The organism is Serratia sp. PF-27 (assembly GCF_030053255.1).
In the GTDB taxonomy this organism is placed as follows: domain Bacteria; phylum Pseudomonadota; class Gammaproteobacteria; order Enterobacterales; family Enterobacteriaceae; genus Serratia; species Serratia bockelmannii.
Window position 1 is genome coordinate 610,854 of sequence record NZ_JASGBT010000015.1, and the last position, 11,962, is coordinate 622,815.

Consider the following 11,962-nt stretch of genomic DNA (forward strand, 5'->3'; position numbering starts at 1 on the left):
ACCATACAGGCCTCGCGTCGGGCGCGTTGAAGCTGGATGATGAATAATGATCAAAATCGGCCGGTTGAATGGTAAACTCGCGGTCTACAACGCCATGCCCCTAGTGCCCCCTATTGAGAATGAGCACGATTTAAATGTCAGAAAAGCAATCCGTTAGCCAAAAAGAGCAGTACAACCTGAATAAATTGCAAAAGCGCCTGCGCCGCAACGTGGGCGAAGCGATCGCCGATTTCAATATGATTGAAGAAGGCGACCGTATCATGGTCTGCCTGTCCGGCGGTAAAGACAGCTACACCATGCTGGAGATCCTGCGCAACCTGCAGCAGAGCGCGCCGATCAACTTCTCGCTGATCGCGGTGAATCTCGATCAGAAACAGCCCGGCTTCCCTGAGCATATTTTGCCTGCCTACCTGGAAAGCCTGGGGGTGGAATACAAGATCGTCGAAGAGAACACCTACAGCATCGTCAAAGACAAGATCCCGGAAGGCAAAACCACCTGTTCACTGTGCTCGCGCCTGCGCCGCGGCATTCTGTACCGCACCGCCACCGAACTGGGTGCCACCAAGATCGCGCTGGGCCATCACCGTGACGACATTCTGCAGACGTTGTTCCTCAACATGTTCTACGGCGGCAAGATGAAAGGCATGCCGCCCAAACTGATGAGCGACGACGGCAAGCACGTGGTCATTCGCCCGCTGGCCTATTGCCGCGAGAAAGACATCGAGCGTTTCTCGATCGCCAAAGCGTTCCCGATCATTCCATGCAACCTGTGCGGCTCGCAGCCTAACCTGCAGCGCCAGGTGATCGGCGATATGCTGCGTGACTGGGACAAACGCTATCCTGGCCGGCTGGAAACCATGTTCAGCGCCATGCAAAACGTGGTGCCTTCGCACCTGAGCGATATCAATCTGTTCGATTTCAAGGGCATTCACCACGGGAGCGCCGTGGTAGACGGCGGCGATTTGGCCTTCGATCGCGAAGACATCCCGATGCAGCCGGTCGGCTGGCAGCCGGAAGACTCGGACGACGCGATACCTGCGCCAGAACGTTTGAACGTGCTGGAAATCAAATAAGCCCCCTCGCCGCTTGCCATCCTGCGAGCGGCGACATTTCCCTTTCTCGACGATCTCGATCCTGTTCACAGTTTGCGCAAAATTTACTCGGCAGTGCCGTTTTTACCCTATACTGTTTATTTATACAGTTATATGGAGATCGCGCAATGAATATTACCCCCTGCCTGTCCCACATCTCGCTGGGCTCCAACGATTTCGAGGCCGCCGCCGCCTTTTACGATCGTGCGCTGGCCGCCTTGGGATGCCGACGGGTGCTGGAGCATCCCGGCGCCATCGGTTACGGCCGCGACTACCCGGAGTTTTGGCTGCAGGTGCCGATCGACGGCCGCCCGGCCTCACCCGGCAACGGTACGCACGTCGGTTTTTTCGCCACCAATAAGCAACAGGTGGATGAATTCCATCGCCAGGCGCTGCTGGCCGGTGCCGTCGATGAAGGCGCGCCCGGTTCGCGGCCGCATTACGGTGAGGCTTACTACGGCTGCTTTGTCCGGGATTTGGATGGGCACAAGATTGAAGCCAGCTTCTGGGATGAAAGCGCGGCCTGAAGAAGAAGGGAAGCCGAATAAAAAAATGCCGGTGATTAAACCGGCATTGTACGAATCAAATGTGCTATGCAGTAATTCAAAAATAAGAAAGTAAGACAATTATGGAGCGCAACGCCCATCGCTTGACGTTGCATTCACCTGCGAGAGAGATCATGCCCCATTTCCCCCGGCTAAATGTTGATTTTGCTCAATGTTAACCGGGTTTTCGTCATTTTCACCTACAGCCAGCGGCTGCGCTTCAGCCACCAGGCGACGCCAAGCACCAACCCGACCAACATCAGGCAAAATGCCGCGAAACCGAAGGGGTTGCCGCCGCCCGGTATGCCGCCAAGGTTGACGCCAAACAGCCCGGTCAGGAAGGTGGTAGGTAAAAAGACCATCGCTAACAATGACATGGTGTAAGTGCGGCGGTTCATCGCGTCGGCCATCACCGTGGTGATTTCGTCGGACAAGATAGCGGTGCGCGCGATGCTGCCGTCCAGATCGTCCAACCCGCGCCCCAGGCGATCGGCGATGTCCTGCATGCGGCGGCGATCGTCGTCGCTCATCCACGGCAGGCGGTCGCTGGCCAGCCGTGCGAAAACGTCACGCTGCGGCGCCATGTAACGGCGCAGCACGATAAGCTGTTTACGGATCAACGCCAGCTGACCACGCTCCGGCACCTGCTGTTCCAGCAAGGCGTCCTCCAGATCGATAATCTTGTCGTGCAGATCCTCAATGAATTCGCTGGTGTGATCGGTCAACGCATCGGAAATCTCCACCAGCCAGTTGCCGCTGTTGGTCGGCCCGGCGCCGCTTTGCAAATCGTTCACCACCTGATCGATGGAATACACCTTGCGGTGCCGCGTGGAGATAATCAGTTTATCGGTGATGTACACACGGATGGTGACCAACTGGTCCGGCCGTGAGTTGGCGTTGAAGTTGATGCTGCGCAGGGTGATCATGGTGCCTTCGCCCTGGCGGCTGACGCGTGGCCGAGAGCTTTCGCCGGAGAGCGCTTCGCGCACCGAGTCCGGCAGCAGCGGCGTGGTGCTCAGCCATTCGGCGCTGGCCGGGTGCGCGTAATCAAGATGCAGCCAGCACGGCGCGTCGCAGGTGATCTTGTCATCTTGCTCGATCGGCGTGACGCCGCCCTTGCCGTCCAACTGGTAGGCGTAAACCGCATCGGCGATCTGCAGCTCGCTCCCCTCAATCACATCCATTCATTTATCCCCTCAGTCTTACTTATGTTGCTGAGTCTAGCCTTAACGCCTTGGAGATCAAAGGCCAAGCTGTAACGCCAGTTTTCACGCCAGGTGAAAAACGTGCTCTATACTTCTGGCCTTAGGGAACACATCGCAACGACAGGAAGCCCCCATGTTTGAGATCAGCGCCGCAGATATTCTCAAAGTCAGTTTGACCGTTATCACCCTGTTTATCGCCGTTGTTAAAACGCCATTTCGTATTCGGCGGGAAAACCATGACAAGCTGCTCAAGCTACTCGAATCCGTCGAGAAGCCCCACAGTGAGCGCATGCAGCTCTTACTGTTTAGGGATTACATCGGTAGCAAAACCGTCGGGCTGGCGGAGTTGCAGCAATTGCTGGCACTGCCGGACGGCGTAACGGCGCTGGAGCGCTACAGACCTACTGGCGGCCGACAGCAGATCCTGCGCACCACGTCCGAGGGTTTCGTTTTGCAACGACGCGCCGACAGTGCGTTAAAACGCTCGCTGCTTTCCTGTCGCTATCTGTTGAAATACCTGCTATTCGTCACTCTGTTGGTGCTAATGCCTGTGCTGGCGCAATGGGGCTTGCGGCAGCTTGGCGTGCTGGTTATCGCGCCGTCGCTGGTGTTTATGTCCGGTGCGCGCATCACCGACGGCTGGCAGCTGCTGTTCCCCGGCTTTATATTTATTATCATCATGCTCAGTCTGACATACTTAATCTTCAGGCAACTGGCGCTGGCGGGTAACCTCAGTTCGGAACGCGCCTTTTATCGCTACTATCAACGAGCGCGTGAGGAACAACGATGCCGGGAAGTCCTGAGACAACTGCGCACTGCGCTGCGCCGAACCTGACGAGGATGCGCCGCCTGCGCTACATCGCAATGGCCGCCCTGCTGCTGTTCGGCCAATCGGTTCGTGCAGAGCCGGTATTAGAACGCCTCGCCACGCCCTATCACGCGCCGACGGCGGCGGGTTCACTGCCTTATTTTGTCGCTCACGCTCGCTCCCGCCAGCCGCGCACCGCACTGGTGGTGATGCACGGCCGCCCGCGCGATGTCGCCAAGACGTTGCAAGCGGCGATCGATGCCGCGCATGAAGCGGGAGACAATGGCTTATTGGTCGCCCCGCTGTTCCAGGTGCCGGAGAAACTTGCCGTTCATTGCCATTCCGCCGGGCTCCCGTCACCGCAAGACGGCGATGCCCTGTGGCGCTGCGGCTCCTGGATCGCAGGCGATTTGGATAATAGCGGGAAAACCGGTTCGTTCAACGCCCTGGATAACCTGCTGGCCGATCTGAAACGGCGCTGGCCATCGCTGCAGTCGATAACCGTGGCCGGTTTTTCCGCCGGCGCCCAGTTCGTGCAGCACTATGTCGGCTTTGCCCATCCGCCAAACGGGGTGCGTCTGCGCTATGTGGTGGCCGATCCCGGCAGCTGGCTCTACTTTGAGAATCTGCGTCCTCAGCCCACAAGCTGGGGAAGCTGCGGCAGTGAAACAACCTGCCGCTTCCGTTGGCAAACGCTGAACGCCGGCCAGTGTCCACGGGCCAACCAGTGGAAATACGGCCTGGAAGCGCTTCCCGTTCATCTACAGCGCCCCGCAGACACGGCGCGCCGGCGTTACGCCGCCGCCGATATCACCTATCTGGCTGCCGCCGAGGATACCGGCACCGCGCCGGGCGCCTACTATCGGATACTCGACAAATCCTGCGCCGCCCAGCTGCAGGGCCCCTATCGATTGCAGCGCGCCCTGGCCTATGCCGACTATGACCGGCGTTACCTGGCGCCGGATAAGCCGCATCGGTTAACGATCGTTCCCGGCTGCGGGCACAACGTCGCCTGCGTCTTTCCCGCCCCGGCGGCCAGGCAGGCGCTTTTCCCGATTAATGCAGACTAATAATAACGGTAATGAAATAAACCATTGCCGATAAATCGGACAATATCGCCGATAAAGCACTGGTAATGCCGTTATTATTATGACTTAACATATTGCTATCACTTTTAATTCAAAATGATAATAATAAATCAACATAAAGCTGTTTCAGCGCAAATTTTAGGGGCATATACTTTTCTCACTACGAGGAGGTAGTTATGTTACGCGACCATTTAAAAATAAACGCCAGCGATACGCTGGAAAAAATCAGCAATATCCATTTGCAAAACCAGGGGCAGGAAGAGATCAGTGAATTCGTGGTAAAAAACGCCGCCGGCCTGCAGATTGGCAAGGTCTCCGTCCACGATCGTTTCAGCACTCGCCGCTCTTATCCCACCAGCTATCGCATCACCCAAACCGACATGAGCGGCCGTGTGGTGGTGGATGCCATGCGAGACTGTCTATAAGCGTAACCGCTCTCTGAAATAGCAAAAAATAATGTGATGATGGCAACCCTGTTTATTATTAAACGGGGTTTATCGCGTGGATAAATTAATTACCTTCTTCATTTAACCGTCAATAAAAATAAATCCCCCGCGTTACGCGGGGGTGAAAAATAAGCCCAATCAATGTTTGATAATATACATCGTTTGGCTATAGGCCACGTCTTCCGGATTGGTGATCGGGTAGCCTTTTACCCACGGTTTGATCAGGCGGCCGTTGGTGTACTGGTAGATCGGCGCGATCGGTGCCTGATCGGCAATGATTTGCTCCATCTTGTTGTAATCGGCGGTCACCGCCGCCGGGTTGGTTTCCCGTCCCGCCTGCGCCAGCAGCTTGTCGTAGTCCGCGTTCTTGAACTTGGCAATGTTGCCGCTGTGGGTAGAGGTCAACAGCGACAGGAAGGTCGACGCCTCGTTATAGTCACCTACCCAGGAGGCGCGGATCACGTCGAAATTACCGGTATTACGGCTGTCGATATAGGTTTTCCACTCCTGGTTTTGCAGCTTGACGTCAATGCCGAGCTTTTTCTTCCACATTGAGGCCACGGCGATGGCGATCTTCTGGTGGCTTTCCGAGGTGTTATACAACAGCGTCAGCTTCAGCGGGTTGTTCGGGCCGTAACCGGCCGCCTGCAACAACGCCTTGGCCTGCGCATCCAGCTCCGCCTGCGATTGCTGTTGCAGCAAACTCGCCTCCGGTTTGAACCCGGCAGTCACGTCCGGCGTGAAGTGATAGGCAGGCTTTTCGCCGGTGCCCAGCACTTTTTCCGCGATAATCTTGCGATCGATGGCGTAGGACAAGGCCTGGCGCACCCGCACGTCGTTGGTCGGCGCGCGCTGGGTGTTGAACGCGTAGTAATAGGTGCCGAGCTGATCCGGCGTGTACACCTGCCCCGGAATATCTTTCAGCAGCTTCTGATACATGTTTTTCGGGAAGGATTCGGTGATGTCGATATCGCCCGCCAGGTAACGCTTGGTGGCGTTGGATTCCTGATTGATCGGCACGAAGGTCACTTTGGTCAGCACGGTTTGCGCATGATCCCAGTAATGATCGTTAGGCGTCAGCACCAGCTTCTCGTTCACCACCCGCTCTTGCAGTTTGAACGCGCCGTTGCCCACCAGATTGCCGACCTTGGTCCAGTCGTTGCCGTATTTTTCCACCACCGCCTTATTCACCGGGAACAGGCTGAAGTTAGCCGTCAGGCTGACGAAGTACGGCACCGGCTTGTCCAGCTGTACTTTAAGCGTATAGTCGTCCGGCGCCGACACGCCCAAGCGATCGGCCGGCAGTTTGCCGCTGATGATCTGCTCGGCGTTCTGGATCCCCGCTAACTGCGCGAACCAGGCGAACGGCGACAGGTTTTTCGGTTCGACCAGCCGCTGCCAGCTGTAGACGAAATCCTTCGCCGTGACAGGGTCACCGTTTGACCACCGCGCATCTTTGCGCAGATGGAAAATATAAGTCTGGTTATCGCTGGTCTGCCAGCGCGTGGCGACGCCGGGGATCACTTTCCCATTGGCGTCCTGATTGACCAGCCCTTCGAACAGGTCGCGCGCCAGCTGGGCCTCCGGCAGGCCTACCGCTTTAATCGGATCGAGCGAGGCCGGTTCGTCTTTAATGTGGCGCACGATTTCCTGTTTGGCCGCCAACGCGGTGCCCGGGGGAACCTGCGCCGCCATAGCGCTGCTCATACAGGCGCCGATCGCCGCCGCGCAAAGCGCCAAACGAAAACCCCGTTGCATTTTTCTTCCCGTCATTATGATTTACCCCCGTTAACCATCTGAATTTTTTATCATATAGCACAAGATCCGTCCGGCCTAGCGCTCACGGCCGAGAAGTTGCAAAAAGTGCGATTCAGGCAATAAAAAACCCGTGCGGCGCAGGGCGGCACGGGCGGTGTTTGCAGCGGCGACCGTCAGTCGTACAGGTGGATGCTGTTGATGCGGTAGCTGAACTCTTCACCCTCTTCTTCATCGAACACGGTGAAAAAGCCTTTCTCGGCCAGCGGACGGGCCGAGATATCGGTTTTTTGCAGCTGGCGCGCGTCGGCGTCGTCGTAGCCGTAGTCGAGGTAGAAGACATCTTTTTGGTAATCGATATGCAGGGTGAACGGATAGTTCGATTCGTCCCCGCGCCCGTCGTCATTTTTCACCACGCCGAACCATTCCCCCTGACGGATCTGGTTTTCAGCATCCACGCCGCACAGCAGCGTGATGGTGTCATTTTCATTTTCGCTATAGCTGGCGATGATTCTGGCTACTGGCATGTTAAATCCTCTTGCGGGTGATTGGCTTAGCTCTGCCGTTAGTATAACAACAGCGTCAGGCCAGGTGCGGTTTAATTGGCGTTTTCACCGCCGCGGCGTCACAGATTGCGCAAACGTCGCACAATTGCGATGGGAAAGATGCCTCAAAGCGTAATACACTGAATAAAATGACAATGACTCTCGACCTTTAATCCAGGGACAACACCATGACCGAACATCGACCACGCAGTGAACGTGGCCAGTTGGCCATCGCAGGAGAGAACTACGGCAGCTCGCTGCTGGGCGCGCCGCTGCTCTATTTCCCGGCGGCGATCAGCGGCCCGGAGACCGGGCTTATCATCGCCGGCACCCACGGCGATGAGAGCGCCGCCATCGTGACCCTATCTTGCGCGCTGCGCAGCATCGCCCCCGAACAGTTGCGCCACCACGTGGTGCTGGCGGTCAACCCCGACGGCTGTCAGCTGGGGCTGCGCGCCAATGCCAACGGCGTCGATCTGAACCGCAACTTCCCGGCCGCCAACTGGCGCTCCGGCGACACCGTCTACCGCTGGAACAGCGCGGCGCCGGTGCGCGACGTCAAGCTCTCCACCGGTGGGCGCCCCGGTTCCGAACCGGAAACCCAGGCGCTGTGTCATCTGATCCATCGTCTGAAGCCGCACTGGGTGGTGTCGTTCCACGAACCGCTGGCCTGCATCGAAGATCCCGCCAGCTCGCGGCTCGGCGTTTGGCTGTCGCACAAGTTCGAACTGCCGCTGGTGACCAGCGTCGGCTATGAAACGCCCGGTTCGTTCGGCAGCTGGTGCGCAGATCTGTCGCTGCCGTGCATCACCGCCGAATTCCCGCCGATCTCCGCCGATGCCGCCAGCGAGCGCTACATCGACGCGATGATCGAGCTGCTGACCTATCCGAATTAATCCCTACGGGGCGATATCGACGATCGCCCCGCATTCGAACGCCAGACCCGGTTCGACGTCCCGCGCCAGCCAGGTCGGGCCGTCCAGATCGACGAAGCGCGCCGCCGGCGCCAGCGGCAAGGCGGCGGATATCGCCCGTGACGTGCACAACATGCAGCCGAGCATGATGGCGAACCCTTGTTCGCGCGCGGCCTGCGCCAGCGCCAGCGCCTCGGTCAAGCCGCCGGTTTTGTCCAGTTTGATATTGACCATCTGATAGCGTTGCGCCAGCCGCGGCAGATCGGCACGGGTGTGGCAGCTCTCATCGGCGCAGATCGGCAGCGGATGGATAAAGTGCTCCAACGCAGCGTCGTCACCGGCCGGCAGCGGCTGCTCCAGCATCGCCACGCCGAGATCGGCCAGCAGCTGGCAGCGCGCCGCCAGCCCTTCCGCCTGCCAGGACTCATTGGCGTCGACGATCAGCGTCGCCTGCGGTACCGCGGCGCGGATCGCTACCAATCGTTCGCTGATATAGTGATCGTCGAGTTTGATCTTCAGCAGCGTGGCGCCCTGCTGCTCCAGTTCACGCGCGGCGAAGGCCATCGCTTCCGGCGTGCCGATGCTGACGGTCTGCGCCATGCGGATCTGCGCCGGCGCCGTCACGCCGCTGCGCTGCCACAGGCTCTGCCCGTGCAAACGACACTCCAAATCCCACAGCGCCGAGTCCAGCGCGTTGCGGGCCGCGCCCGCCGGCATCTGCGTCAGTAGCTGCTCGCGGGTGATTCCCTGCGCGATCGCCGGCGCCATCTCAGCCAGCTGCGTCATCACCGATTCTTCGCTCTCGCCATAGCGCGGATACGGCGTACATTCACCGGTGCCGCGCACGCCCTGCTGTTCGATTTCGACCACCACCACCCGGGCTTCGGTGCGGCTACCGCGCGCAATCACGAAGGCGGTATGCAGCGGCCAGGCTTCCGGGTAAAAACGCATGTCTCTCATAACGGCTCCTGAGCGAAAACTGCGCATTCAGCCAGGCTGATGCGCCGGTGATGTTTTATAGAACAGCCTAATATATACAACTATTTAGCAAACTTTGATATCCAATCCGCCCCGGTTGTCATAAACTGGCGCCAGGGTGTGAACCTGATGTTAAATGCCGTTGCCGGCGCGCCGTTTCATCAGGTTCATACCCTTTGTATAAACACCTGTAAAAGGAATCTAGCAATGACTCAGACAGTACATTTTCAAGGCAATCCGGTCAGCGTAGCAGGCAAACTGCCACAGCAGGGCGAACAGGCCAAGGCCTTCTCACTGGTTGCCAAAGACCTGTCAGACGTGGCGCTGAGCAGCTTCGCGGGTAAACGCAAAGTCCTGAACATCTTCCCAAGCATCGATACCGGCGTCTGCGCGACGTCGGTGCGTAAATTCAACCAGCTGGCCAGCGGCCTGGATAACACCGTGGTGCTGTGCATCTCCGCCGATCTGCCGTTCGCGCAGTCTCGCTTCTGCGGCGCGGAAGGCCTGAGCAACGTGGTTACCCTGTCTACCCTGCGCGGCGCCGAGTTCAAGCAGGCGTACGGCGTCGAAATCGCCGAAGGCCCGTTGGCAGGCCTGACCGCGCGTGCGGTCGTGGTGCTGGATGGCCAGGACAACGTGCTGTACAGCGAGCTGGTGAACGAAATCACCACCGAGCCTGACTACGACGCGGCGCTGGCTGCGCTGAAATAACAAAGCCGGCGAACGCCGGCTTTGGATACCCATTAAAGGCGCCGCAAGGCGCCTTTCTTATTCTTCGCCCTCAGCGCCGCCTTTGCGGCTGCTCAGGCCATACTCGCGCAGCTTGTTGGCGATGGCGGTATGGGAAACGCCCAGCCGCTTCGCCAGCTTGCGGGTGCTGGGATAGGTGCGATACAGGCGCGTCAGCACCGAGCGCTCGAAACGCTTGCTGATGTCGTCCAGCGAACCGTCCAGCACCTCGTCGCCCAGCGACATCTCCACCTCAAACTCCGGCAACACGATATCCTGTGGCCGCAGTTCGTAGCCTTCGGTTTGCGTCAGCGCGCGGTAGATAGCGTTTTTCAGCTGACGCACGTTGCCCGGCCAGCCGTACTTGCTGAGGAAGCCGCCCAGATCGTTCGCCAGCTTGGGCCGCGACACCCCCTGCTCATCGGCGAAGCGCGCCACGAACAGCTCGGTCAACGGCATGATGTCCTGCGGACGTTCGCGCAGCGGCGGGATGGTGATGGTCAGTACGTTGAGGCGATAATAGAGATCTTCGCGGAATTCGCCGCGCTGCACCAGCTCGGTAAGGTTTTTCTGGGTGGCGCAGATCACGCGCACGTCGACGTGCACCTCATGCTCTTCGCCAACGCGGCGGAACGTGCCGTCGTTGAGGAAACGCAGCAGCTTGGTCTGCATACGCGGCGACATTTCGCCGATCTCATCCAGCAGCACCGAACCGCCGTTGGCCTGCTCGAAGAAGCCCTTCTTGCCTTCCAGCGCGTTGGGATAAGCGCCCGGCGCATGGCCGAACAGTTCGCTCTCCACCACGTCATCCGGCAGCGCGGCGCAGTTCAGCGCCAGGAACGGCTGTTTGCCACGCGGGCTGCGCAAATGGCAGGCGCGGGCCAGAATATCCTTGCCGGTACCGGTATCGCCGACGATCAGCAGCGGCGCATCGAGCATCGCCAGCTTGCGCGCCTGCTCCAGCACGTGACGCATCTTGGCGCTCACCGCCACGATGTGGTCGAATTCGGTATCGTCGTTCACCGATAGATTTTGCAGCTGGCGGCCCATGCGCGCGGTGGACTTCAGCATCACCACCGCGCCGACCGCGGCCGCCTGCTGCTGTTCGTCTTCCAGATAGATAGGCGTGATGTCCATCAGGAAGTCCTGGCTGCGGATCACCACCCGCTCGGCGTGCGGCGCCGTATGCTCGCTCTCCAGCCAGCGGCTGAAGTTATAGCCGCCGATCAGCGCTCCGGCAGTCTGGTTGCGGATCTTGTCTTCGTTCAGGCTGAACAGCGCCTGCGCCGCCGGGTTGGCCAGCTCGACCTTGCCCTTCATGTCGATAGAGAACACCGGTTCCGGCATCGATTCCAGCAGCGCACGCAGCGCGCGATGCTCGCGTTCGGAAGGCATAAAGCTGACGGTGCGCACGTCGGTCACGCCGGCGATGCGGCGGATCTCCGCCATCAGCGCGCGGAAAGTATCGAAATCCAGCTGGGAGAAATTGAGGTAAATGCGGCCGATGGGATCGATTTCGATGCCACGTAAGTCAATGCTGCGCGATACCAAAAGATCGAGTAATTCTCGAGTGAGACCGAGGCGGTCTTCGCAAAATACTTCCAAACGCATCAGTGTTGGCCTTATCTCTGCAGGTGCGGGGATCGTTGACGATGATGATACTCCCTCGCACCGGGCGGTAGAAGCGATCTGTCAGCAAAAGTTGACAGAACTCTGATTTATTGCCGTGGTTGCTGATTTTAAACGCAAGCGGATAACAGCATCGGCGTCATTTTAGCCTACAAACAGAGAGTTATCACAATCAGAATTAATTTTGCAGAGATTTATCACGCAATCACAGGGGGATCGACTGTCGTCA

General features: G+C 58.6%; 12 protein-coding genes. 7 read left to right on the forward strand and 5 right to left on the reverse strand.

Going from position 1 to position 11,962, the window contains the following annotated elements; all coding sequences use genetic code 11:
* Positions 1–134 precede the first annotated feature (134 nt).
* Both ttcA and QMZ29_RS07745 read left to right on the forward strand, forming a co-directional pair.
* Complete coding sequence (ttcA, locus tag QMZ29_RS07740) at positions 135–1,073, forward strand: tRNA 2-thiocytidine(32) synthetase TtcA (RefSeq protein ID WP_025302988.1); 939 nt, start codon at positions 135–137, stop codon at positions 1,071–1,073.
* A gap of 146 nt (positions 1,074–1,219) precedes the next feature.
* Positions 1,220–1,618, forward strand: a complete 399-nt coding sequence (locus QMZ29_RS07745) for a VOC family protein (protein ID WP_261424708.1) — start codon at positions 1,220–1,222, stop codon at positions 1,616–1,618.
* Positions 1,619–1,836: 218 nt separating this feature from the next.
* Here the strand turns inward: QMZ29_RS07745 and zntB are convergent, their stop codons facing one another.
* Positions 1,837–2,820 carry a zinc transporter ZntB gene (gene zntB, locus QMZ29_RS07750; protein WP_025302990.1) on the reverse strand — a complete coding sequence of 328 codons (984 nt, stop codon included), beginning with the start codon at positions 2,818–2,820 and terminating at the stop codon, positions 1,837–1,839.
* Positions 2,821–2,974: 154 nt separating this feature from the next.
* Here zntB and QMZ29_RS07755 point away from each other — a divergent pair, with 154 nt between their 5' ends.
* The 3 genes from QMZ29_RS07755 to QMZ29_RS07765 all read left to right on the forward strand — a co-directional run bounded on the left by QMZ29_RS07755 (position 2,975) and on the right by QMZ29_RS07765 (position 5,162).
* Complete coding sequence (locus QMZ29_RS07755) at positions 2,975–3,676, forward strand: hypothetical protein (protein ID WP_089180967.1); 702 nt, start codon at positions 2,975–2,977, stop codon at positions 3,674–3,676.
* Complete coding sequence (locus tag QMZ29_RS07760) at positions 3,628–4,719, forward strand: hypothetical protein (protein ID WP_261424711.1); 1,092 nt, start codon at positions 3,628–3,630, stop codon at positions 4,717–4,719. The genes QMZ29_RS07755 and QMZ29_RS07760 overlap by 49 nt, the downstream gene beginning before the upstream one ends.
* Positions 4,720–4,913: 194 nt before the next feature.
* Positions 4,914–5,162: a hypothetical protein gene (locus QMZ29_RS07765; protein ID WP_004930507.1), complete on the forward strand. Its 249-nt coding sequence runs from the start codon at positions 4,914–4,916 to the stop codon at positions 5,160–5,162.
* 159 nt (positions 5,163–5,321) lie between these two features.
* Here QMZ29_RS07765 and QMZ29_RS07770 read toward each other — a convergent pair whose 3' ends face one another.
* Both QMZ29_RS07770 and QMZ29_RS07775 read right to left on the reverse strand, forming a co-directional pair.
* Positions 5,322–6,956, reverse strand: a complete 1,635-nt coding sequence (locus QMZ29_RS07770; protein WP_049205471.1) for a peptide ABC transporter substrate-binding protein — start codon at positions 6,954–6,956, stop codon at positions 5,322–5,324.
* Between the two features lie 158 nt (positions 6,957–7,114).
* Positions 7,115–7,465: a hypothetical protein gene (locus QMZ29_RS07775; RefSeq protein WP_025302994.1), complete on the reverse strand. Its 351-nt coding sequence runs from the start codon at positions 7,463–7,465 to the stop codon at positions 7,115–7,117.
* Between the two features lie 206 nt (positions 7,466–7,671).
* Here QMZ29_RS07775 and mpaA point away from each other — a divergent pair, with 206 nt between their 5' ends.
* Positions 7,672–8,379 (forward strand): murein tripeptide amidase MpaA, encoded by a 708-nt coding sequence (mpaA, locus tag QMZ29_RS07780; protein ID WP_060433156.1) that lies wholly within the window; start codon positions 7,672–7,674, stop codon positions 8,377–8,379.
* Between the two features lie 3 nt (positions 8,380–8,382).
* Here mpaA and ycjG read toward each other — a convergent pair whose 3' ends face one another.
* Positions 8,383–9,357 carry an L-Ala-D/L-Glu epimerase gene (gene ycjG / locus QMZ29_RS07785; protein WP_060433157.1) on the reverse strand — a complete coding sequence of 325 codons (975 nt, stop codon included), beginning with the start codon at positions 9,355–9,357 and terminating at the stop codon, positions 8,383–8,385.
* A 225-nt stretch (positions 9,358–9,582) separates the two neighbouring features.
* Here ycjG and tpx point away from each other — a divergent pair, with 225 nt between their 5' ends.
* Positions 9,583–10,086, forward strand: a complete 504-nt coding sequence (gene tpx, locus QMZ29_RS07790) for a thiol peroxidase (RefSeq protein WP_004930536.1) — start codon at positions 9,583–9,585, stop codon at positions 10,084–10,086.
* Positions 10,087–10,143: 57 nt separating this feature from the next.
* On the opposite strand, the gene tyrR is transcribed toward tpx, so the two are convergent.
* The gene (gene tyrR / locus QMZ29_RS07795) at positions 10,144–11,715 is read right to left on the reverse strand and encodes a transcriptional regulator TyrR (RefSeq protein WP_060433158.1); all 1,572 of its coding nucleotides are present in this window, start codon (positions 11,713–11,715) and stop codon (positions 10,144–10,146) included.
* Positions 11,716–11,962: the final 247 nt, after the last annotated feature.